The 20,729-nt window shown below is 52.1% G+C and carries 26 protein-coding genes and 2 pseudogenes; 27 read left to right on the top strand and 1 reads right to left on the bottom strand.

What is annotated here, in order from left to right; translation table 11 throughout:
* The first annotated feature begins 7 nt into the window (after positions 1-7).
* From EZ315_RS16770 to EZ315_RS15075, 24 genes and pseudogenes are all read left to right on the top strand, one after another.
* Positions 8-454, top strand: a complete 447-nt coding sequence (locus EZ315_RS16770) for a phage protease (protein WP_242452624.1) — start codon at positions 8-10, stop codon at positions 452-454.
* Positions 455-485: 31 nt separating this feature from the next.
* Complete coding sequence (locus EZ315_RS15180; protein WP_135469442.1) at positions 486-1,568, top strand: hypothetical protein; 1,083 nt, start codon at positions 486-488, stop codon at positions 1,566-1,568.
* Positions 1,569-1,575: 7 nt separating this feature from the next.
* On the top strand, positions 1,576-2,205 hold the full coding sequence (locus EZ315_RS15175) for a peptidoglycan recognition protein family protein (protein WP_135471546.1): 630 nt from the start codon (positions 1,576-1,578) through the stop codon (positions 2,203-2,205).
* Between the two features lie 85 nt (positions 2,206-2,290).
* Positions 2,291-2,776: a hypothetical protein gene (locus EZ315_RS15170; protein ID WP_175577975.1), complete on the top strand. Its 486-nt coding sequence runs from the start codon at positions 2,291-2,293 to the stop codon at positions 2,774-2,776.
* A complete protein-coding gene (locus tag EZ315_RS15165; protein ID WP_135469439.1) occupies positions 2,703-3,089 on the top strand; it encodes a hypothetical protein in 387 nt (128 codons plus the stop codon). The genes EZ315_RS15170 and EZ315_RS15165 overlap by 74 nt, the downstream gene beginning before the upstream one ends.
* Complete coding sequence (locus EZ315_RS15160) at positions 3,086-3,463, top strand: hypothetical protein (RefSeq protein WP_135469437.1); 378 nt, start codon at positions 3,086-3,088, stop codon at positions 3,461-3,463. Before EZ315_RS15165 ends, EZ315_RS15160 begins: the two co-directional genes overlap by 4 nt.
* A complete protein-coding gene (locus tag EZ315_RS15155; protein ID WP_135469434.1) occupies positions 3,463-4,641 on the top strand; it encodes a DUF2586 family protein in 1,179 nt (392 codons plus the stop codon). The genes EZ315_RS15160 and EZ315_RS15155 overlap by 1 nt, the downstream gene beginning before the upstream one ends.
* A gap of 23 nt (positions 4,642-4,664) precedes the next feature.
* Positions 4,665-5,111, top strand: coding sequence for a hypothetical protein (locus EZ315_RS15150; protein ID WP_135469431.1), 447 nt, complete (start codon positions 4,665-4,667; stop codon positions 5,109-5,111).
* A 141-nt stretch (positions 5,112-5,252) separates the two neighbouring features.
* Complete coding sequence (locus tag EZ315_RS15145) at positions 5,253-5,591, top strand: hypothetical protein (RefSeq protein WP_135469428.1); 339 nt, start codon at positions 5,253-5,255, stop codon at positions 5,589-5,591.
* Between the two features lie 398 nt (positions 5,592-5,989).
* Complete coding sequence (locus EZ315_RS15140; protein ID WP_135469425.1) at positions 5,990-8,158, top strand: phage tail tape measure protein; 2,169 nt, start codon at positions 5,990-5,992, stop codon at positions 8,156-8,158.
* Positions 8,155-8,790 carry a DUF6046 domain-containing protein gene (locus EZ315_RS15135; RefSeq protein WP_135469422.1) on the top strand — a complete coding sequence of 212 codons (636 nt, stop codon included), beginning with the start codon at positions 8,155-8,157 and terminating at the stop codon, positions 8,788-8,790. The genes EZ315_RS15140 and EZ315_RS15135 overlap by 4 nt, the downstream gene beginning before the upstream one ends.
* An 8-nt stretch (positions 8,791-8,798) precedes the next feature.
* Entirely contained in the window at positions 8,799-9,080 is a 282-nt protein-coding gene (locus tag EZ315_RS15130) for a hypothetical protein (RefSeq protein WP_135469420.1), read from the top strand.
* On the top strand, positions 9,077-9,376 hold the full coding sequence (locus EZ315_RS15125; protein ID WP_135469417.1) for a LysM peptidoglycan-binding domain-containing protein: 300 nt from the start codon (positions 9,077-9,079) through the stop codon (positions 9,374-9,376). Before EZ315_RS15130 ends, EZ315_RS15125 begins: the two co-directional genes overlap by 4 nt.
* Positions 9,377-9,442: 66 nt before the next feature.
* Positions 9,443-10,291, top strand: coding sequence for a hypothetical protein (locus tag EZ315_RS15120; protein ID WP_135471863.1), 849 nt, complete (start codon positions 9,443-9,445; stop codon positions 10,289-10,291).
* Positions 10,275-10,784, top strand: coding sequence for a hypothetical protein (locus EZ315_RS15115; RefSeq protein ID WP_135469414.1), 510 nt, complete (start codon positions 10,275-10,277; stop codon positions 10,782-10,784). Before EZ315_RS15120 ends, EZ315_RS15115 begins: the two co-directional genes overlap by 17 nt.
* 2 nt (positions 10,785-10,786) lie before the next feature.
* Positions 10,787-11,506: a tail fiber protein gene (locus EZ315_RS15110; RefSeq protein WP_242452623.1), complete on the top strand. Its 720-nt coding sequence runs from the start codon at positions 10,787-10,789 to the stop codon at positions 11,504-11,506.
* Positions 11,507-11,511: 5 nt separating this feature from the next.
* Positions 11,512-11,736, top strand: a complete 225-nt coding sequence (locus tag EZ315_RS16765; RefSeq protein WP_242452622.1) for a hypothetical protein — start codon at positions 11,512-11,514, stop codon at positions 11,734-11,736.
* Between the two features lie 22 nt (positions 11,737-11,758).
* Positions 11,759-13,489, top strand: a complete 1,731-nt coding sequence (locus EZ315_RS15105; protein ID WP_135472801.1) for a gp53-like domain-containing protein — start codon at positions 11,759-11,761, stop codon at positions 13,487-13,489.
* A 36-nt stretch (positions 13,490-13,525) separates the two neighbouring features.
* Positions 13,526-14,068, top strand: coding sequence for a DUF4376 domain-containing protein (locus EZ315_RS15100; RefSeq protein WP_242452621.1), 543 nt, complete (start codon positions 13,526-13,528; stop codon positions 14,066-14,068).
* Between the two features lie 30 nt (positions 14,069-14,098).
* A complete protein-coding gene (locus EZ315_RS15095; RefSeq protein ID WP_135472800.1) occupies positions 14,099-14,926 on the top strand; it encodes a DNA adenine methylase in 828 nt (275 codons plus the stop codon).
* A gap of 174 nt (positions 14,927-15,100) precedes the next feature.
* Positions 15,101-15,394 (top strand): hypothetical protein, encoded by a 294-nt coding sequence (locus tag EZ315_RS15090; protein WP_175577978.1) that lies wholly within the window; start codon positions 15,101-15,103, stop codon positions 15,392-15,394.
* Positions 15,395-16,039: pseudogene (locus EZ315_RS15085) on the top strand (thymidylate synthase). It begins immediately after the preceding gene.
* A 506-nt stretch (positions 16,040-16,545) separates the two neighbouring features.
* Positions 16,546-16,626 (top strand): annotated as a pseudogene (locus tag EZ315_RS15080).
* 17 nt (positions 16,627-16,643) lie between these two features.
* Positions 16,644-16,865 carry a hypothetical protein gene (locus tag EZ315_RS15075; RefSeq protein WP_135472799.1) on the top strand — a complete coding sequence of 74 codons (222 nt, stop codon included), beginning with the start codon at positions 16,644-16,646 and terminating at the stop codon, positions 16,863-16,865.
* 56 nt (positions 16,866-16,921) lie between these two features.
* Here EZ315_RS15075 and EZ315_RS15070 read toward each other — a convergent pair whose 3' ends face one another.
* Entirely contained in the window at positions 16,922-17,344 is a 423-nt protein-coding gene (locus tag EZ315_RS15070) for a hypothetical protein (RefSeq protein ID WP_135472798.1), read from the bottom strand.
* 112 nt (positions 17,345-17,456) lie between these two features.
* Between EZ315_RS15070 and EZ315_RS15065 the strand changes: the two genes are divergently transcribed.
* Genes EZ315_RS15065 through EZ315_RS15055 form a run of 3 tightly spaced genes read left to right on the top strand, consistent with a single transcriptional unit; the run spans position 17,457 to position 20,728 of the window.
* Complete coding sequence (locus EZ315_RS15065; RefSeq protein WP_135472797.1) at positions 17,457-17,822, top strand: hypothetical protein; 366 nt, start codon at positions 17,457-17,459, stop codon at positions 17,820-17,822.
* A 4-nt stretch (positions 17,823-17,826) separates the two neighbouring features.
* Complete coding sequence (locus EZ315_RS15060) at positions 17,827-19,830, top strand: hypothetical protein (protein ID WP_175577982.1); 2,004 nt, start codon at positions 17,827-17,829, stop codon at positions 19,828-19,830.
* A gap of 25 nt (positions 19,831-19,855) precedes the next feature.
* Positions 19,856-20,728 (top strand): ATP-binding protein, encoded by an 873-nt coding sequence (locus EZ315_RS15055; RefSeq protein WP_135472796.1) that lies wholly within the window; start codon positions 19,856-19,858, stop codon positions 20,726-20,728.
* Position 20,729: the final 1 nt, after the last annotated feature.

Raw genomic sequence — 20,729 nt, 5'->3', positions numbered from 1 at the left:
AACAGCGATGAACAAAGACCAGTTAATCCTCTTAGGACTTCCCGAGGATGCGTCCGACGAGCAGGTAACAGCCGCGCTCCAGCTGATGAAAACCAAGGCGGACAGCGCCGAAACTTTGCAGCTTGCGTCCGTAACTCAGTACGTGGATCAGGCTATTGCCGACAGAAAGATTTTAGCGGCGCAGCGTGAACATTACATTAAGCTCGGTAAAGCCGCCGGCGCAGAAATGCTCGCAGACACATTCAAGGCTATGCCCGGACAGCAGAAGCCCACCGACACACTGAACCTGAACAAACAGAGTGCCCCCGGTGCAGGTGAACAGCCTAAGAAATACACCAAGTTAAGCGAAGTGCCGCAGAGCGAACTCATTGCACTCCGCAAAGACCAGCCCGCGGAATATATGCGCCTGTATAAAGAAGAGTACGGCGTAGACTGCCCGCCCCTAAGCGAATAAATAAACCCTATAAACACAATCAACAACAGCAATGAAATCGAAAAGCAATTTTTTTAAGAAGCTGCTCGGCATAGTCAGCTGCATGATTATGGCCGTTGCGTTCAATGCCGCCGCCGGCGCTACCTGTGCTGTGGCAATCGGCTGCGCCCCTGAAACCGGAGCAATCGCCGGCAATGTTCTGGCACTTGCATTAGGTCAGGCAGCCCCCGCGGGTTCATTCCGTGCCGGTGTCCTCAAAGAGATATGGACCGGTGAGCAGATCAAACAGTTCCGCACCGCCCTGGAGTCGTGGGGCTGGCTTGCAAGAATCCGCAGTTATAACCAGTATGTAAATAACGACGTTATCCACTTCGTTGAAATCGGCGGTGACCCCACGGTGCTTGTAAATAATACCACCTACCCAATTCCTGTTACTGCTCTGGAGGATGCGGACAAGCCTGTGAGTCTTGACAAGTTCACAACCGAGGCAACCCCTGTGACCAATGATGAGCTGCACGCTATCAGTTACGACAAAATGGCAAGCGTTCAGGAACGCCACCGCGATGTATTGGTCGAGGCGTTCGGTCAGCGTGCAATACACGCCATTGCCCCGGATGAGAATAAAACCGGCGTGCCTGTGCTTTTCACTACCGGCGAAGCTGTAGAGGGTCGCAAGCTCATGACTTCGGCTGACCTTTTGGCAGTCAAAAGGAGCTTTGACAAAATGGGTATACCCAAGCAGGATCGCGTGCTGGTGCTCTGTTCCGACCATGTGAACGACCTGCTCCAGACAGAGCAGCGTTTCAAAGACCATTACAACATTAACCAGACCGAGGGCAAAATCGGCCGCCTGTATGGTTTTGACATTTACGAATATGACGGCACACCCTATTACAACTCGGCAGGTAAAAAACTTGCATGGGGTGCTGTTCCCGGTGCGACCGACTCGCAGAGCTCCGTTGCGTTCTATGCCGGCAGAATGATGAAAGCCGCAGGCTCAACAACATTCTACTGGAGTAAAGCCGAGAACGACCCTCAGAACCACCGCAACCTCGTTAACTTTGACCAGTACGGCATTTGTCTGCCTTTGTCTGAGACCAATTGTCGTATGGCAATAGTCAGCGCAAAAGCGTAAAAAACCTATGGCTACACTGAAACAAGGAAGCAGAGGCGCGGAGGTAAAAGCCCTGCAACAGCGGTTAAACCTCATACCTGACGGTATTTTCGGACCGTTGACCGAGGAAGCCGTCAAAGAGTTTCAGAAGCGTAAGGGGTTAACGGCTGACGGAATAGCCGGAGCGCAGACACTTGCAGCTATGGGCGCGACACCCGGAAAGCGCAAGGTCGATGAAATCATTCTGCACTATACGGCAACGCCGGAGGGTGAGGAGTTTTCAAATACCCGGATAAAAGCAAGCCATTTGGCGCGTGGCTTTTCTGATATAGGCTACCACTATGTTATCGGACTAAACGGGGAAATCCGCCCCGGGCGGTCCGAGGCAGTGGCCGGAGCGCATTGCACCGGACATAATACGCGGTCAATCGGTGTGTGTTACGTTGGCGGATGTCCGCCACGTAAGACCCCGAATTGGCAAAATATCGGGAAGGACACACGAACCCCGGCACAAGAGGCTACGCTTGTAAAGTTGGTTAAAGAACTTCTCAAGAAATACCCCGGCGCTACTGTTCACGGTCATAACGAATTTGCTAATAAACCGTGCCCCGGCTTCGATGTAAAAAAATGGCTCACAAAAGTGGGTATTAAACAGTAACAATATGAATTGTCGTGCCAGTGAGAGCAGAGCGGAGCTTGCTCCGGCTATGCCGAGCGCAGCCGACAAAGCATTGGAACAATGAATGAGCGGCGAAATAATAACAATCATAGTATCGGCGCTTGTTGCGGCGGTATCTGGTCCCGTAGGGGCATGGGTTGGCCGCAAACTGGAGCGCACTAAATACCGCATTGAACTTAAGACGCTGAGGGCTGAAATGAATAATAAGCTCGCAGAGGTCAAAAGCAATGAGCTTGAAAACGTGCGAAAGGCTGCGGACATACTGATGGAAAGTATTGTGCCGCCGCTCAAAGCCGAAATAACTAACTTACGCAAAGATGTGCAAAGACTCAACAACGCACTGGAGCGCATTTGGGGCTGTCGTCATATTGATAGCTGCCCTGTCAAATTCGAGCTGCTGCTCACACCGAAAGGTCGCGGAGCACACCAGGACGGAAACAACGGAGCATGTGACGACGAGCGCCAAAGGTTGCGAGGTGCACACCCAACACCAAGAGGCGACCCTGACGAGGGAGACCCAAACCCGGGGGCTGACGGTTACGGAGATTGAGGTCTACGACACTGAAAAGCAACCCGACCCGGACACCGGACAAAGACCGTTAAAAGCCAAGATCCGGCAGACCCACGGCGAGGAGCAGCAGAGTAATGAGGCGGCAGATATTACCGCCGAGGAGAAAGCCGAGACCGAAACCGAAGCGGTGCAGACCATTGACGGCGGCACGCTTGACGAAGTGACGGTAACAGCTACCAAAGCCCCGAGCCTGTGGGAACGGTTGAAAGTCGCCACCCTGATATTGGCTGCAGTTCTGATCCTGTCAGTAGCAGGGTGGAAAATATATAATCTAAAACGTAAAAAGATATGAGCAACGAAACAAAAGAAAAGACCACAGCCGAAATCGCAGCGGAAAATCTGGCAACGATTAATGAAGCCGGCGCCGTCACTGCGGAGGAGATGGCACACGTCGCGGCAACCTTAGAGACAGCTTCGGCGAAAAAGTCAGGCAAAGGCAAGAACCAGCCCGAGCCGGAACTGGTCGCAAAACTGAAAGCAGCCCGCGCCAAAGCAAAGGCGGAAACTGACGCCCTTACTGCTGTGGGTAAAGCAGCGTGCCGGCGTCACAGTCTCCCGGCAGTATGGGTGACAGCCGACGGCCAGTGTTTCAAACAGGAAACTGACGCCCGAAACCACGGCAAAAGTCTGGGATTTTCGGCAGTACCCTTAAAAGTGGAAGCGTAATGGCAACAAGTCTGAATATACAGAGACAGAACGGCAATGTCCCCAAGTCTCTGCCCGGTGAGGACCATATAACCGGTTTTGTGGTCTATCTTCCGGCGGCAGATATTCCGGCCGCGTTCAAAACCGACCACGTGCAGCCACTCAGCACCATTGACGCGGCGGAGGCTGCGGGTATTAAGGAGGATGCAGCAAGCTGGGGCGTGCGTGTGCTTCACTATCAGCTCAGCGAACTTTACCGAATTAACCCGGCTGTAAGCCTGTATGTGGCGATCTTCGAGAAGCCGCAGGGTGAGTCCCAGACATTCGCCGAGCTTAAGACAGTGCAGAACTTTGCGGCCGGCCGTATCCGTCAGATCGGCGTATGGTGTGGCGACCGCACCCTTAGCGGTGACGACCTCACGGCCCTGCAGGGTGTCGCGGACGCACTTGCCGGGGAGGAGGCGGAACTGTCTGTCGTGTACGCCCCGAAAGTGGGCACGCTCAACACAATGCCGGTTAACCTTGCGGGTGAGAATAAAAGCCGCGTCAGCGTGGTGATAGGTCAGGCAGGAAGCGGCAAAGGAGCAGACCTGTTTAACGACAAGACCAACACCGGGAAAGCAAGCGTCAGCGGTCTGGGTGTCGTTATGGGCTTGCTTAGCAGCGCAAAGGTTCACCAGTGTATTGCATGGATCAAAGAGTTCCCCACCGGTGTAAGTCTCCCGGCTTTCGGTGACGGTACACTGTTGCGCGATGTGGATAAAGCATTGCTCGAGACACTTGACACGGCGCGTTATCTGTTCTTTATCACTCATACCGGGCAAGCCGGAAGCTATATGAATGACAGCCACACAATGGACTCCGCAATCAGCGACTACGCAGCCATTGAGAGCGTGCGAACTATGGATAAGGCTGTGCGCGGCATACGCACATACGTAAAGCCGGAACTCGGCGGCAACGTATATGTTGACGCTTCCACCGGACAGTTGGCAAGCTATACCGTGGCGCATTTGGAAACTGTGGCAAACCAAGCCCTCGAGGCTATGGAACGAGCCGGGGAACTTAGCGGCTACAAAGTTGAGATAGACCCGGAGCAGGATGTCGCAAGCACCAGCCTGGTAGAGTTCGTAATCAAGAATGTTGCAGTCCCGGTTATGCGACATGTGAGAATTAAAATCGGGTTCGCTAAATCCGTATAACCTAAACACAAAAGGCAAAAGCAATGAACGTAAGCATTAAAAACGGCGTGCCTATGGTTAACGGCATGTTAGTTGCGTGGGCTGATATTGTCGTACTTGTCGGCGGTGTGCCTGTTACCGGCATTACAGGTGTGGAGTATGGCGATGAGCAGGAAATCGTTAACAAGTGGGGCGCAGGGCGTCACCCGGTGGGACGTGCAAAAGGACGTATAACCCCCTCCGCTAAAATTACCCTCTACCACGAGGAAGTTGTGGCGCTTCAATCCCAGAGCGTGAACGGACGACTGCAAGACCTCCCACCCATTGAAATACAGGTGAGTTATTTGCCTGAAAATGGGGTCGTGGTAACTGACAAGATCCGCAACTGCCATATTTCAAGCAATACTCGCAAGTGGAAAGAGGGAGACACCGGGCAGGAGGTAGAACTTCCGCTCGTTCCCTCACATATCGAATGGGGCAAAGCTGCATAATCCCCATTTCGCACCCTTTTAAGGCCGTTAAGGGCTGACCCCCTTAACGGTCACTAATAATCAAACTTAAACAGTTATTCTCTGCTTAGGCAGAGCGATTTAAAATCGATTAAAAAACCATTTAACCCCCGATTAAAAAGCATGGAAAAGGTTAACAACACCCCTAAAGTATTTAACGGCGATTTGACCGAAGCACAGGTTGACGCTTTCAAGGCTCAGCACCGCAAAAGTTTCGCAGTTGAAATTCAGGACGGCGACGAGGTGCATATCGGCTATTTCAAGCGTCCCACTCTGGAGACTCTCAAGGCTGTAACCAAGGTTGCAAAAAGCGACGAAGTGGAAGCCGGTAAAGTGATGTTCGACAACTGCTGGCTGGGCGGTAGTAAGGAACTGCGCACCGATGCGCTGCTCTTCATGGCTGTTCAAAAGAAGTTGGGTGAAGTGCTCAACGGCTTCCAGGGTCTAATAAAAAACTTGTAGAGGCGCACACACTGGCGGAGTCTGACGAGGAGGACGGCTTCGCCAAGGGGTGCGCCCTGATCCGGGCTAACCTGCACATTGATATTGAAAAGATTGAGACGGAGGAGGAATGGGCGCGGCTCTACTGCGAGGCACTATGGCTGGAGCGATGGAGGAACCGGAACCGGGCAGAACTTATCGCGTCATTGTTCGGAGAGAAGCCCTAAAGCCAGGGCAGCGAGCCAGGGCCGTCGCCCTTAACCATGCTCCGAAACCCGCGCCACAGCCAGATGAACAAGCCGATAAAGCCAAGGACTACGAAGAGTTTCCACAGCAGGGCCAAAACTGATATGATTATTTTGGTAAACATGGTCTTGTTACTTTGGTAAGGTGCTACAAATATAGCGAATAAAAACGACATGGCAAGCGTATTTGACTACATTTTTAGGATAGGCGGCAATTTTGTGGCGCAGATAAGCGGCATGAGCGCAGCGGCCGGCGAATTTTCCGCAAGGGCGGAGGTCGCCGAAAGTCGCGGGCGCAGTTTTGCTGCGTCGCTTGCCACGTTCTCATACGCTACGGACATGGCGCGGAACCTAAGCGAGGCAATAGGCGGTCTGAGCAGTGCGGGCATAAAGCTGGACAGCCAGATGCACGATTTAAGCGCTGTTGCTGGCGTTACGGGCGAGGGTCTGAAACAGATCGAGACATTCGCGCGGCAGAGCGCAAAGGCGTTCGGCACTGACGCCGCCGTGGCGGTTGAGGGTTACAAACTGCTGCTCTCGCAGCTGACGCCGGAGCTGGGCAAATACCCGGACGCGCTCAGGGAGATGGGCGACTGCATACAGACGACCAGCAAGCTGATGGGCGGGGACGGCGTGGCGGCGGCTCAGGTGCTTACCACGGCGATGAACCAGTACGGGGTGAGCATGGAGGACCCGACGGCGGCAGCCGGGGAAATGGCGCGCATGATGAACGTAATGGCGGCAGCCGGACAGGCAGGATCGGCGGAACTTCCGGCGATAAGCGCGGCGCTCCAGCAGTGCGGTATGGCTGCCAAGGCTGCAAATGTGAGCTTCGAGGAAACAAACGCCGCAATCCAGGTACTTGACAAGGCGGGCAAAAAAGCCAGCGAGGGAGGTGTCGCATTGCGAAACGTTCTGGGCCAGCTCAGCAAAGGCCGCTTCGTCGAGAAGCAGGCACGGGAGGAGCTTGAAAAGGCCGGCATTGATGTTGTGGCTCTGGGCGACAACTCCAAGAGCCTTAAAGAGCGCCTCGAGATGCTGAAACCGATGCTTAACGACTCCGCGCTGTTGTCAAAATTCTTTGGTGTGGAAAATGCCAACGCCGCCCGTGCCCTTATACAAGGCACCGAAAGCCTGCAAGACTTCACGACCGCCGTAACTGGAACCAACAGCGCGACCGAGCAGGCCGCTATTGTCATGGACAGCTATGCCGAGCGACAGGCACGAGTAAACCAACAATTTGAGGACTTCAAAATTACCATATTCCAAGCCACCGGCGATTTTTCGTTATGGTGCGGTGTCCTGACTTCTGCACTTGTGCCGATTGCTCAACTTGCCCCATTACTTACAGCAGGCTGGAGACTAATGCTGTTAATTAAAAATCTCAAATGGGCAAGTATGTGGAGCAGTGTTGTGGGTTGGGTTCGTGCAGCCGGCGTTAACTTCGCGCTGATGAACGGCACACTCTCAACTACCAACATGGTATCACTGGGCTTTATCGGTAATATGGGACGCGCAACAATAGGGTTAATTCGATTTGCCACCGTAGGAGTTTTTAACGCTCTGAAAGGTCTGGGCGCACTCATATTGTCACTTGTGACGAGTGGCACAGCGTCCGCCACATTCTCCGGCATTGCTTCAACAGCTTTCGGAACTTTTGCCACTACTGCCTCGGCAGCTTGTCGCGCCGTTTCGGTCGCAATTATGAGCATTCCGATTGTTGGCTGGATAGCTGCGGCCATTGCTGCATTGATAGCGATAGGTGCTTACTTCTGGAACACGTCGGCTAAATTCCGGGCAGTGCTCAAAGGGACATGGGCGGCGTTCAAGGCTTGTTTTACCGGTATCGGCGAACTTGCTAAAAACACTTTTGGAGCAATCGGCGACCTGATAAAAGCAGCGTTCAATTTATCCCCCTCCGGAATAGATGCAGCCCTGAAAAAGTTAAAAGCCGGTTTCAGTGACTACGGCAAACAGGTGGGTCAGGCGTTTAATGAGGCTTACAATGCCGAAATGGCAGAGTCCGCCCAAAAAGAGGGCAAAAAGAGTCCCAAAGGAAACAAGCCAACAACCAACGGAAGCGGTGCGACGGTTCCGGGGGTGACTGTTCCGGAAGTCAACCCCACCGGCAACACTCTGAGCGGTGCGAGTGGAACAGGCGGCAAAGGATCCGGCAGTGACGGAGGCGGAAAAATAAGAAACATAACTGTAAATATTGACAAACTTGTCGAGCGCTTCGAGATACACACCGCGACCGTCGGCGAAAGTACCGAAAAGGTCAAGGCTGTTATTTTGGAGACCCTTATGGGAGCGCTAAACGACACACAATTAGCAATGTCATGAGCCTAATTCCACAACCGAGCTTAGGAGGTAAAAAATTACCTGTCAGCATAGATCTTGCAGCTATGAGCTGGGGGCAGCACATGGCTAAAAAACTTATACGCTTCAAGGAACTGGGCGGAAGTCCTGAGCGTGACGGCATAACCGTGCACGAGATTGGGCAGCCTATCACCGACCCGGAATATTGGGAGGGGCGCTGGGTACTCTGCCCCCTCAGACTGGAGCGAGAAAACGGCGTGGGGCTGACATTTGCCGATGCAGTGGCAGCAGCCAGCCGAGAACATAGGATTATAAGCACGGCTCTGACCGGTAGAGACGGCACGGTGAAAGAGTATATAAACGCCGGCGATTGGGCGGTTAATATCGTGCTGGGCTTGCAATGTGTCGAGGGTGGAGAGATAGCCGATAAATGGCCGACCAATGAGGTGCGGGAAGTTCGCAAGCTGTTGGAAGCAAATGAGGCTCTGAGAGTTCACAGCGAATTTTTAGACGCTTTGAATATCGGGCGGCTTGTGATTAGAAGTTATTCCCTCAGCCAAATGACAGAAGCCAATTATCAGGTAGTTGAAATCAGCGCGGTCAGCGATGAAGATTACGAGATATTCAGCACCGATTATGAGCAACCGAAAAAATAACAACAGCGATGAAAGGCATGTTAATTGACAGTATCACCGGCGACCTGCTGACCGAACACGGCCGCATAGCGATTGGAGACACCGAGGGGCAAACCGCCGAGGCGGTTGTCACCACCATGCGCGGAGACATTAAGGAGCACCCCCTTTTAGGCGGTGAAGCCGGCAGACTTCGCGCCGGTCAGCCCGATGTAATGTGGCCCGGTGAGGTTCGCCAGATGTTACGCGGTTGCGGGGTCGATTGTGAGCGTGTAGTAATGGAGACTGACGGAACTATCAGCATAGAACGATGAGAACGACAGCGAAAGAGAGGCAAACACTGCTTGATATTGCCCTGCAAACGGGCGGACACATTGAAACGGTGCTCGCACTGGCAGAGGCTAACGGTATGAGCATAACCGACCGGCTGGAGGATGGGAGTGTGCTGATAGTTCCGGTACCGGTGGAGGGTGGAGACACCCGAACCGTTGAACTTTACAAGGCGCACAAGGTGGAGCCGGCAACCGAAATAAGCCCGGAAGATATGGCGGCTTGCCCTTACGGCGGTATTGGCTTTATGGGCATTGAAATAGATTTTATCGTGAGTTAAACAGCATTTCTCTGCTTAGGCAGAGCGATTAAAAATCGATTAAACAGCTATTAAATGAGTAGTAAAATGGCACGCAATATTAACGAAATTAAAACAGAGATCGCACGCGAGTTTATGCGCAATGAGTCTGCGGCGGAACTGTACGGGTTTACCCCGGGCTCAGAGTTCGGCGACATATTCGGTGCGGCAAGTGTTGAAAATATTTTGCTTTATGTCTGGGCGGTCTGTGCCTGGAGCGTCGAGCAGCTTGTAAGCAGGCACAAAGCGGAGGTAACGGCGGAACTGGAGGAACTTATAGCCCACCGCCCGAAATGGTACCGCGATAAGGTGCTCCGCTTCATGGCAGGCCACGAGCTTGAACAGGACAGCGACACATACGACACTACCGGAATGACTGAGGGGGATATAGCGGCGGCGTGTGTCGTAAAACATGCGGTCGCTATGGAGAGCAAGGATGCCAGTCTGCTGACAATAAAAGTAGCCGGAGAGAGTGGCGGAGTGCGCAAACCGATAACAGCGGAACAGGAAAAGCAGCTGAAAGCCTATATAAACGAGATTAAGGATGCCGGCGTGCGCACCGCACTTGTGAATATGGAGGCGGATACATTCGACTGTACTGTGGATATCTACTACAATGCTATGCTGGATCCTGCCGTTGTTCAAACCGCATGCCGTGATGTGATCTGCGATTATATTGAGAATTTGCCTTTTAACGGCGAATATACGAATATGGCCCTCGTTGACCGCCTGCAAGAGGTAGAGGGGGTGAAAATAGTGGAGTTGCGGGGTAGCACCGCGCAGGCCGTAAACGAGAGTACAACGACACAGATTAACGCGCGTCTGACCCCCGCAGCGGGCTATTTCAGACCAGGGGCGATAACTGTAAACATGAAAGCGTATGACGAACAAGGCTGACAGAACCTATAACGTAAATATCAAGCGGCTGGCGCTGCTGACATTGCCGACGTGGCTACGGCGCCCGCTTTCCGGGGCTCTGATATATGCCGGGGTCAGCCCGCTGGGGCGTTTGCTCCAGGAGCTGCGCGCATACAGGAGCGCAACAAGCTACCGGCTGAGACATAACGGGCAGGTGTGCAAGCTGTGCGGGGCACTTAATGATGAGTTTGACCCGGGACTGCGCCGCATAGAGATAGAGGACAGCGACAGTGTCGGAAACCGGGAAGCTGCGGCGGTATGGCTTCGCGATATGGACCGGTGGGTGATGGTGCCGCGGCGAGGCGCGGGCGCGGTGAGCATACACCGGGAGGGATTCAACGGCACGAGCGGTTATGACTTCTGGGTGACGGTGCCGGAGGAACTGTGGACGGCCGAGACGGAAACGAGACTACGGGCAATATTGAACATGTATAAACTGGCGGGCAAACGCTACGCTATAAACCATAAATGACAATGGACAAAATATTAGGTAATTTTCTGACACAGGCAAACAAAGATTTTCCTCTGGACTGCGAGACGCTGGACTATCTGCAAAAACTGGTGGCACTTGCAGCCATTGCCGGCAACATAGGAGGCGACCGTGTGGTTCTCTGGGGTTGCGAGCCCAACAGCGAGGGGACCCGCAGGGGGGCTGGCTATGTATTCGTAAGGACCAAGAACGCGCCGGAGGGTGAGGTTCTGCCCTGGGATGGCGGACCGACCACAAGCGGCATGTATGTGAAACAAGAAGCAATCCCGGTAAGTGCCAATAATACGGACTACCCGAAAGCCTACACGCGCCGGAGTCTTGCGCCCGGCATAGGAGAGGAAAACTACACCTGGGAGAGCTTCACAGACATTAAGAGCATAAAGGGACTGATGGACGAGAACCGGTCGCTCCGCAATGAGCTGGCGGCCGTTCAGCCGGCACCGTTGGGGATAGTCCAGATGTGGGCCGGTTCCCGGGTGCCACAAGGCTATGTGCTATGTGACGGACAGCCATTAAGGAAGTCCGATCATCCGGAGCTGTTCAATGCCATTGGCTCGACATTCAACACTGCGGTAAACGCGAACGGCGTAAGGTACACGACCCAGGATGGTTATTTCAGGGTACCTGACCTGAGGGGACGTTTCGTTGTCGGTCTCCATGACAGTGACCGGGACTATGAGAGCCCGGGACCGGCGGCGGACTGAAGAAAGTGACGCTCACGGAGGAGACAATACCCCGTCACAGCCATGAGGAGATGCTGTGGAAAGGGGGAAGCGGAGACTGGAAAGGGCACGGCAGCAATTCCTGGCCTAATGCCACAACAATATTCGAGTGTTCACCTCATGGGATAAACACACTGGACTATGGCAAGGGTGAAGCTCACGAGAACCGCCCCCCATATTATGTGCTGGCATACATAATGCGCGTTAAGTAGACATAAATAAATACCCGAGATTATGGCAATAAGGACAATAGCACAGCTAAAAGCGTGGTTCCGTCGTGGGAAGTACCCGACGGAGGAGCAGTTCGCCGACTGGCTCGATAGCTACGTGCACAAGGAGGAAAGCATTATCCCCGTAATACAGGTGGAGGGGCTAGCGGAGCAGCTCAACAGCAAGTATGTCGCTTCGGAAGGGCATGAGCTGGAACGGCAACACATTGAACTAAAGGGAGATTATGAGACGCACAAGAAGACATCGGATGAGCGTTTTGACAATATATCCGGGTGTATCGAGGATCTGGAGACCGAGAATGAGAGGCAACAAACGGAGATTGATTCACTGAATGCCGAAGTTGAGGTCATCCATACGAAGGACTCGTCACAGGACAAAGAGATCTCAGCACTGCATGATACGGACAGGGACCAGCAGATGAGCATTGACTCGCTCGATGGAAGGGCAGACACTTTGGAGCTGGGTATACGTATGCATGTCTCGGACACCGATAATCCACACCGTGTCAACAAATCGCAAGTCGGGCTCGGCAATGTCCCGAATGTTGCGACAAATGACCAGACACCCACCTACACGGTGGCACCGTCTCTGACAGACCTGTCAAGCGGAGAGAAGCTGTCATCTGCTTTCGGTAAACTCATGAAGGCGGTGTCATCGCTAATCTCACATATCAGCAGCAGGGACAATCCGCATCAGGTGACTGCCACACAGGTAGGAGCATCGCCATCTGGACATAACCATGACTCCACCTACCAGCCTAAAGGTAATTACGCGCCGGCAACACACACGCATACGGCGGCACAGGTGAATGAGGACGCGTCACACAGGTTTGTGACGGATGCCGAGAAGTCTGCATGGAACAGTAAGGCAGGTGGCAGCCACAACCATGACTCCACCTATCAGCCTAAAGGCAATTACGCGCCGGCAACGCACACGCATACGGCAGCACAGGTGACTGGGGACGCGTCACACAGGTTTGTGACGGATGCCGAGAAGTCTACATGGAACAGCAAGGCTGATGGCAGCCACAACCATGATTCCACCTATCAGCCTAAAGGTAATTACGCGCCGGCAACGCACACGCATACGGCAGCACAGGTGACTGGGGACGCGTCACACAGGTTTGTGACGGATGCCGAGAAGTCTACATGGAACAGCAAGGCTGATGGCAGCCACAACCATGATTCTGTCTATCAGCCTAAGGGGGACTATCTGCTCTCATCCCAGCTCCAGGACCTCAAAGGAGACAAGGGTGATAAAGGAGACAAGGGGGCTGTGTTCACACCTGTGGTGGACTCGTCCGGCAATCTGACATGGAGCAACAACGGTGGACTCACAAACCCCGCGGCTGTTAATATAAGGGGGCCCAAAGGTAGTGACGCCACAGTGACAAAGGCGGCAATTGAGGCGGTCCTGACGGGAGTGATAAACAGCCATAAACACGAGGCTCTATCAAAACAGCTTGTTGAAAACGGCTATTACAGATTTCATGACGGATTTTTAATACAGTGGGGGCACCCGTCTGATAATCAGGATGCCTATGGTGTACAGACCATATATTTCCCACACTCATTTGTCGACACCTCTTATTCAATACTGACCACTGCTGACAGTTCATATCAGACATATTATGTCGGCAGAACCATATGCAACAAATCAGCAGGCAGTTTTAAAGTGTCAGCCAACCAAAAAAACAAGGAAAGGTTCTTTTGGATAGCTGTCGGCAAAGGTTAATAACAGACATATTACAAAAAATGGAAGTTACAAAAAATGGAAGGCGACAATATGTATTGGAGGGATGGCTTCTATAGCAAACCGGTTGATGGAGGTGTAGAGATCTCCATGGAGTATTACAAAGAATTGTTGGAAGGGCAGGATGGAGGGCTGTTAATTTTGGAGGATGAGACAGGGATCCCTGTCCTCAGGATGTATGAGCCGTCTATCGAAGAACTCAGGATTATCAAACTCCAAGAGCTGGAGGAGTACGACCGCTCTTCGGCTGTAAACACGATCAGCATCGGAGGTGTCTCCGGATGGCTTGACAAGGCTACGCGTGTGGGGCTGATGAACTCCATATCGGTGGAGCAGGAAAGCGGCAGGACCGAGACGAGCATATGGCTCGGCGATCACCGTTTTATCATGCCGATTACAGAGGCTGTAGGAATCCTGAGACAGATTGAGATCTATACTGTAGACTGCAACAATGTCACACGTGAGCATGCAGCAGCGATAAGGGGGCTCCGGTCCAAGGAGGATATAGAGGCGTACGATTTCAAGACAGGCTATCCTGATAGGCCATGTTTCACTGTATGAAAACTTAATATGGTCAAACAGATTTTGTAAATGGATAGGATCTACAAATGCGCGCCGCTTCCCTTCATGGGGCAGAAGCGCTATTTCCTCCGGACCTTTATCGAGGTGCTGGAGCAGGCAGTAGGTGAGATTGATACGGTGGTGGACCTTTTCGGCGGCTCCGGGCTGCTGTCGCACACGGCAAAAAGGGTGCTCCCGGGGTGCCGGGTGGTGTACAACGACTTCGACCGCTATGTCGACAGACTGGTGGCCGTGGAGCAGACCAATGGAATTTTAAGGGCAATTAAAGAGTGTTTAACTGGTGTTGAACCCAACAAGCGCCTCTCAGACCGGCAGTGCGCCGACGTCCTGGATATAGTGCACGACCATGAGAAACAAAATGGCTATGCCGATATTCTTACAATAGGTCGCTCCTTGCTTTTCTCCGGCAAGTGGGCCAAGAGCCTGGACGAACTGCGCAGACACACGATGTATAACCGCGTCCACAGCGGTGACTACCGCACTGACGGCTATCTGGACGGACTGGAAGTCGTGCATCTTGATTACCAGGATCTGTTTGACCTGCACCGTGACAATCCACGTGTGTTGTTCCTCATGGACCCGCCGTATCTTACGACAGAGTGCGGAATGTATGAGAATTATTGGAAGCTGACCGACTATCTGAACGTGTTGCGGCTGCTTAAAGGTACGAAATACGTTTATTTCACAAGCGACAAGTCGCAGATTGTCGAGCTCTGCCAATGGCTCGCTGATGAGTACCGGGAAGCGGCACCAATGTGGGGCGCGGAAATACGCCAGCGCACAAACACGCTGAACTATCAAGCTAAATTTAACGATATGATGATAACGCGACTCTGACTCGCCTACAAAGCGGAGGCATAGAAAAAGCCCCCGGCTTAGTTTGCAGTATCCTACCACATACAAACACAATGCACCGAAGCACATAAGCCGGGGGCTAAAAGCCTTTGACTCGTGCTTCGGTGCTTCTGCTGATATGTGGTAGGAGTTGCAAAATTACGAAAAAAATGCTGAATGACAGTGTACGAAGCATTAAAATTATGCGGTGGAGTAATTGAAAAGCTGGAGGACGCCGGAGCAAAGCCGAGCGATCACAAATATGTAAGACTGTTTGAGGACTACCAGAATGCGCGGAAACGAGGCGAAAAGGTCAGTTATATTGTCGCAATCTTGGCCGAGCGTTACAACGTCAGCGAGCGCAATATTTATGACATAGTGAAGCGTCTGGGGGCGACTGCAAAAGCGTTTCACTACGAACGGCCGAAGATATGCCACAGAACTCACAGAAATGGACTATATTCGCATTGAATGACACCAAACAAGTATTACGCCATGCTCGGCAAGATATTGCAGCACGGCAAACGACAGAGCAATAAAAAAGGTGACATAATGTATTTGCTCAATGAGCAGCTGCATTTAACGCCTTGTGACCTGCTGGAGATTTTCGAGGGACACAACATCGCGCGCAAGAAGCTGCGCAATGAATTAACCCTGTTTATGGCTGGATAAAGAGACCTGACCAAGTACAGAGAAGCCGGGATAAACTGGTGGGATTATTGCGGGCAAATCCTCATTAACAGTTATCCGACCTATTTTGAGAAACTGCCGGCTTTGATTGAGCAAATCAACTGGGAAAAACGGAGCAGCAAAAACTATGTGCTGTTCCTAGGAGCAACAGGAGCGGAAACCAACCAAGCTCCTTGCTTAAGCCTCATTCAATTCCAGCTCGATGATGGAGAACTCGTTTTGTCAGCCTATCAGAGAAGCAGTGACGCAAACTTAGGTTTGCCAGCTGACATTTACCATTTATATTTGATAGCGCGACAAATCGAAGCGCCGTTAAAGTCTATAACGCTGAATCTGGGAAATGTTCACATTTATGCCAACAACATAGAAAGAACGCGCGAACTCTTGGCCGGAAATGAAACTGCAAGGTTTGATCTGAACGTGTGAAAGCAAGTGCAAACGAGATCAATTTAACTACTTCAAAGTTACAAAAATCTGCTGACTTGACCAAATAAAAGGCATGAAAATAACGCTGATTTTAAGCCAATTTCAAAGGCTTTTAATCAGCGTTTAATTGGTGTTTAAGCGGTCGAATGAGTCAGAGAAAAAAGGAAGCGAAAAAAGAGAAGTTTTGCTCGTTTCGTTTTAGAAAGTTGCACGTTTCGTTTTGGCGATTATAAGAGCACGCAAGATTCCTCCTTGGGAAAGCTCATGCATACGCCGACACCGATTTCAGGCGCGAGGCTGTACGTCTCATCGGAGAGCGTGAGGCTGTCAGACTGACAATGGAAGAAGGCTACCCATTGTGGGACGAGGATCGTGCATTCATCCTAGCTATATTTGAAGATACCAAGGGTTAGACCCAAGAGAGGGCAATCCTCCGGCAAGAGAGCCGGTTAAAGCCGAAAGGCACAACACTACCCCCCGGCGTCGCCAAATGCGCCGGGGTATTCGGAAGGATAGTTCAGTTGGCAGAACAAACGGCGGTAACCAATCCGACTGTATCGTCCTCGGTTCGAGTCCGAGTCCTTCCACAAATTTCAGAAAAACTATGAAACGATATTCAGAGGAGAGAACCGAAGCCGCAGTCAGGCTGCTCATTGAGAACTTGACTCAGAACCTCAACCACTCAGGGATTATCCTCGATGAGTTCGAGGCGACCCATAACGACCGGGAGTGCGATGAATCCAAGCAGTACGCCGCCCTTGTTGCCGGGCACTTCGCTCTGAAAGATGCCGTTGACAAGATTAATAACGAACTAAATAAAAAGTGAGACTATGACTAAGAGATTTTATAGTCAGGAGAAAGAAGCCGAGTATTACAACAGCCTCAGCAAAAAGGAGAATCATACCCCTCAAACGGAAATTCTTTCAGGGGAGATCCGAGCAGAAGAGGTGCGAGACCGTTTGCGATCACTGAGTGAAAGCTACGGTAAGAGCCGAAGTCAACAATCCCCGCTATGCCGTCGATATCTAACTGGAATTGCACAGTTATCGCGGATATTTGCAATGCTGCAAACCGAAGAAGAAGCGCGTCAGGATGGGCGACCCATTTCTTTGCCTCACGCCTCGACGGAGGTAGAGCAATATATTTCAGAATGTCTGAGAGGTTTGTTGTCAGGAAGTCTCGGTACCAGTCAAATCCCTTCTCTTTTAAGAGCGTATGGAGTTGTGACACCTCTTCCTGACGGAAAGAACAGCGTATCTCCGTTTCAGATACATCTGATCTTACAAGATAGTTTTCAAGGCTCATGGCTTTGCGGTCTTTTTGATATGATGTTTGGATGTCGGCCGGACGTGGCATCCAAGTCGGTTATTTACTAACAGTCTACAAAGATAGCGATAAAACTCAATAAGCGAGAACAATGAAGAAAAATATTGCAGTTTCCAAGGAAGTGCGGGATAGGATCGCCAAGGTCTTCAAGGTGAGCGACCGCCATGTGTTCAACGCGCTCAACCTCGAATATCCCGAAACGGCTGTCGTCAAGCGTATCCGAATCGCTGCCAGGCAGAACGGAGGGGTGACAATGGCCACCGTACCCGCAGGAGAAGCCATCTTCTTCGCAGACGGCACCATGAGGGCCGACTTCGACAACGGGGCTATCTGCGAATTCTACCGCGCGGACGGTACAGGACACATCTTCTACAAAGGACAGGAGGTGGCAATCTATGATAATGTAACAGTCCCCATGATCTTTGAAATTAAGGAACAGGCAGCAGCCTTGAGATAATGGTATGGAATATTACAACGGCAGACTTTGCATATCGACCCGCGAGTTATTCGACGGCGGCATCGTTACGGAATCCAATTATCGAAATTGGACAAACCGCGACCGTGTCGAGGTTGTACGTCGCGGAGGCGGAGCAAGGGGAAGCTATGCTCTCATTGCCGTTGACAGCTTACCCCAACGCTACAAAGACAAGGTCGAGGAGACTTTCCCCGGCGGCGCACAGGCTCGTCTTGAGGGCTGGGTCAGGAGCAACTACGAGGTCGACCAACAGGCTGCGGTCTTCTTCTTCGCCAAAGAGAAGTGCGGCGTGGCACTCCCACGCGAGAAGGCACAGGAATATATCACCAATGCCTCGGTTCTCAATACCTGCATCAGGCTCTATGAGAGAGCGTCCACCGCTCAGAGACTGTTCGGAGGCAAGTATGACTGGGACATGATGGCGGCCACCATCGAGGTTCTGCGCAAGCATTTCGGCCATACCCTTCCGGCATCGACCCTGCGGTTCCGCAAGAAGGTGAACGAGTACAAGACCAACGGATATGCCTGTCTCATAAGCGGCAGGTTCGGCAATCAGTGCGCCCGGAAGGTTGATTACAAGACCGAGCGTCTGATCCTCGGCATCGCCATACAGCCAAACAAACCTTGGAACACCAACGTCCTCGAACTCTACAACTCCTTTGTAACAGGAGAATTTGATGTTTTTGACCCGGAAACGGGCGAACTCTTCAACCCGGACGATTTCACCGACAAGAACGGCGAGCCGATGGTACTGAGCGAGGCAACCATCTGCAACTACCTTAACAAGCCCAAAAACAAGATTCTTATTGACAAGGCATTAATGAGTTATACCGCATTCTCCCACGAGATCGCACCGCATATGCACCGTCATCACGGCGAGTTCTCATTGTCAAAAGTCTCGTTTGATGACCGAGACCTTCCGCGTAAGCTCAAGGACAGCAGGATTCGACCGAAGGCATATTACGCTTACGACGTGACAAGCGGCTGCTGTATCGGCTACGCCTACAACCGAGCCAAGAACATTGACCTCGTGGTGGATATGTTCCGGAATATGTTCAGGCTGCTTGACCGCCAAGGCTGGGGTTGCCCTGCCGAGGTCGAGGTCGAGAACCACCTTATGAGCCAATGGCGAGACTCCTTTCTCCGTGCCGGTGTCATGTTCCCTTTCGTAAGGTTCTGCGCTCCGATGAACTCTAAAGAAAAATATGCTGAAAGTGCCAACGGTGTTAAAAAACGTACTATCGAACATCGTAATCATATTGGAATTGGTAGGTTCTATGCAAAGAGAAGACAATATAGAACTGAAAGTATAAAAGTGTTCGACGAGTTCAACAACACTTATGAAGATAAGGAGTACTACACTTGGGATGAACTGATCGCTGACGATATGCGTGACATCTATGAATACAACCATGCCCTGCACCCCAATCAGAAAAAGTACAAGGGCATGACGAGATGGGACGTGCTTGTAGCCAACATCAACCCGACACTGCAGCCCCTCGACAAAGCGACCATCGCCCGGTATGTCGGCGAAAGAGTCAGCACCACAATCCGTCGAAACTCATACTGCAGGGTGACCGGAGTGGACTGGTGGCTGAGCAAGACGGAGGTCATCGAGCTGCTTGCCCCGAATGACTACAAGGTCGAGGCTTACTACCTAACCAACGAGGAGGGCAAGATCACCGACATGTTCATCTACCAAGGTGATATGTATATCGACCGGCTTGAGAATATCGGGACCTACAACACCGCTCGTGCCGAGCAGACCGAGGAGGACGAGAGAGTCTTCACAGAGCAGCGCAAAAAGATCAGCCACTTCAACAAATATGTCGAAGAGAACGCCATCGGGCGTGTGGGCGTAATAGAGCGCGACACACGGCCTCAGACAGTCGAGGTGGAGGAAGTTGTCGTCCCGGATCCGGAAACGCGAGAAACGCAAGAATACAGTCTCAGTGAAGACTACGCCGCACGAGCCTTGCAAGACTTATAGAACGAAATTATAATACTGTTAGAATATGATTACAACAGAAATAAAAAATAAAATTCTCGCCGCGATCAAGGCGAACCGCGCCAACTATCCGAGCGACGCGAAACACGCCGCATCCCTGGGCGTCACGACCTCGGTCTACAGCGCGGTCAAGAACGGCCAGACCGACCGGGTTCTGAGCGATGCCAACTGGATAAGCATCGCGCGTAAGCTCGGAGTCAGCCTACGAGGAGAAATCGAATGGAAGGCCGCCAAGACCCCGACCTTCATGTTCATCACGGCGCAGCTTGAGGCCTGTCAATCGAGCTGCATCAGCGCAATCCTCTGCGACCTGCCCAATATCGGCAAGACATTCACCGCCCGGCACTATGTCAAGACGCACCCCAATGTCATCTATATCGATTGCTCGCAGGTGAAGACCAAGCTCAAGCTTGTGCGAAAGATTGCCGCAGAGTTCGGCGTGGACAGCAAAGGCCGGTACTCGGATGTGTATGAAGACCTTGTTTACTACCTTGGCTCCATCGACAGCCCACTCATCATTCTCGACGAGGCCGGAGACCTTCAGTATGAAGCCTTCCTTGAGTTGAAAGCCCTATGGAACGCCACCGAGCGTTGCTGCGCTTGGTATATGATGGGGGCCGACGGTCTCAAGGAGAAGATCAACCGCTCCATCGAATGCAAGAAGGTGGGCTACACCGAGATGCTCAGTCGCTACGGTGACCGCTACAGCAAGGTTACGCCGGACGACAGCAAAGAGCGCACCAGGTTCCTCATCGAACAGGCGCGGATCGTTGCCAAGCTCAACGCGCCGGAAGGCATCGATGCCGGGGAGATTGCCCGGAAGACCGGCGGCGGACTTCGCCGAGTCTACACTGAAATCGAAAAACTTAAAAGGCAATGAT

This window comes from Duncaniella freteri, assembly GCF_004766125.1.
Classification (GTDB): domain Bacteria; phylum Bacteroidota; class Bacteroidia; order Bacteroidales; family Muribaculaceae; genus Duncaniella; species Duncaniella freteri.
Note: the sequence above shows the minus strand (reverse complement) of the source record. Positions and strands in the feature narration are given on the sequence as shown.

What these genes read in the sequence shown, in the direction of transcription:
- EZ315_RS16770 (WP_242452624.1), top strand. Translation starts at nt 8, where the DNA reads ATGAACAAAGACCAGTTAATCCTCTTAGGACTTCCCGAGGATGCGTCC.
- EZ315_RS15180 (WP_135469442.1), top strand. Translation starts at nt 486, where the DNA reads ATGAAATCGAAAAGCAATTTTTTTAAGAAGCTGCTCGGCATAGTCAGC.
- EZ315_RS15175 (WP_135471546.1), top strand. Translation starts at nt 1,576, where the DNA reads ATGGCTACACTGAAACAAGGAAGCAGAGGCGCGGAGGTAAAAGCCCTG.
- EZ315_RS15170 (WP_175577975.1), top strand. Translation starts at nt 2,291, where the DNA reads ATGAGCGGCGAAATAATAACAATCATAGTATCGGCGCTTGTTGCGGCG.
- EZ315_RS15160 (WP_135469437.1), top strand. Translation starts at nt 3,086, where the DNA reads ATGAGCAACGAAACAAAAGAAAAGACCACAGCCGAAATCGCAGCGGAA.
- EZ315_RS15155 (WP_135469434.1), top strand. Translation starts at nt 3,463, where the DNA reads ATGGCAACAAGTCTGAATATACAGAGACAGAACGGCAATGTCCCCAAG.
- EZ315_RS15150 (WP_135469431.1), top strand. Translation starts at nt 4,665, where the DNA reads ATGAACGTAAGCATTAAAAACGGCGTGCCTATGGTTAACGGCATGTTA.
- EZ315_RS15145 (WP_135469428.1), top strand. Translation starts at nt 5,253, where the DNA reads ATGGAAAAGGTTAACAACACCCCTAAAGTATTTAACGGCGATTTGACC.
- EZ315_RS15140 (WP_135469425.1), top strand. Translation starts at nt 5,990, where the DNA reads ATGGCAAGCGTATTTGACTACATTTTTAGGATAGGCGGCAATTTTGTG.
- EZ315_RS15135 (WP_135469422.1), top strand. Translation starts at nt 8,155, where the DNA reads ATGAGCCTAATTCCACAACCGAGCTTAGGAGGTAAAAAATTACCTGTC.
- EZ315_RS15130 (WP_135469420.1), top strand. Translation starts at nt 8,799, where the DNA reads ATGAAAGGCATGTTAATTGACAGTATCACCGGCGACCTGCTGACCGAA.
- EZ315_RS15125 (WP_135469417.1), top strand. Translation starts at nt 9,077, where the DNA reads ATGAGAACGACAGCGAAAGAGAGGCAAACACTGCTTGATATTGCCCTG.
- EZ315_RS15120 (WP_135471863.1), top strand. Translation starts at nt 9,443, where the DNA reads ATGGCACGCAATATTAACGAAATTAAAACAGAGATCGCACGCGAGTTT.
- EZ315_RS15115 (WP_135469414.1), top strand. Translation starts at nt 10,275, where the DNA reads ATGACGAACAAGGCTGACAGAACCTATAACGTAAATATCAAGCGGCTG.
- EZ315_RS15110 (WP_242452623.1), top strand. Translation starts at nt 10,787, where the DNA reads ATGGACAAAATATTAGGTAATTTTCTGACACAGGCAAACAAAGATTTT.
- EZ315_RS15105 (WP_135472801.1), top strand. Translation starts at nt 11,759, where the DNA reads ATGGCAATAAGGACAATAGCACAGCTAAAAGCGTGGTTCCGTCGTGGG.
- EZ315_RS15100 (WP_242452621.1), top strand. Translation starts at nt 13,526, where the DNA reads ATGGAAGGCGACAATATGTATTGGAGGGATGGCTTCTATAGCAAACCG.
- EZ315_RS15095 (WP_135472800.1), top strand. Translation starts at nt 14,099, where the DNA reads ATGGATAGGATCTACAAATGCGCGCCGCTTCCCTTCATGGGGCAGAAG.
- EZ315_RS15090 (WP_175577978.1), top strand. Translation starts at nt 15,101, where the DNA reads ATGACAGTGTACGAAGCATTAAAATTATGCGGTGGAGTAATTGAAAAG.
- EZ315_RS15075 (WP_135472799.1), top strand. Translation starts at nt 16,644, where the DNA reads ATGAAACGATATTCAGAGGAGAGAACCGAAGCCGCAGTCAGGCTGCTC.
- EZ315_RS15070 (WP_135472798.1), bottom strand. Translation starts at nt 17,344, where the DNA reads ATGAGCCTTGAAAACTATCTTGTAAGATCAGATGTATCTGAAACGGAG.
- EZ315_RS15065 (WP_135472797.1), top strand. Translation starts at nt 17,457, where the DNA reads ATGAAGAAAAATATTGCAGTTTCCAAGGAAGTGCGGGATAGGATCGCC.
- EZ315_RS15060 (WP_175577982.1), top strand. Translation starts at nt 17,827, where the DNA reads ATGGAATATTACAACGGCAGACTTTGCATATCGACCCGCGAGTTATTC.
- EZ315_RS15055 (WP_135472796.1), top strand. Translation starts at nt 19,856, where the DNA reads ATGATTACAACAGAAATAAAAAATAAAATTCTCGCCGCGATCAAGGCG.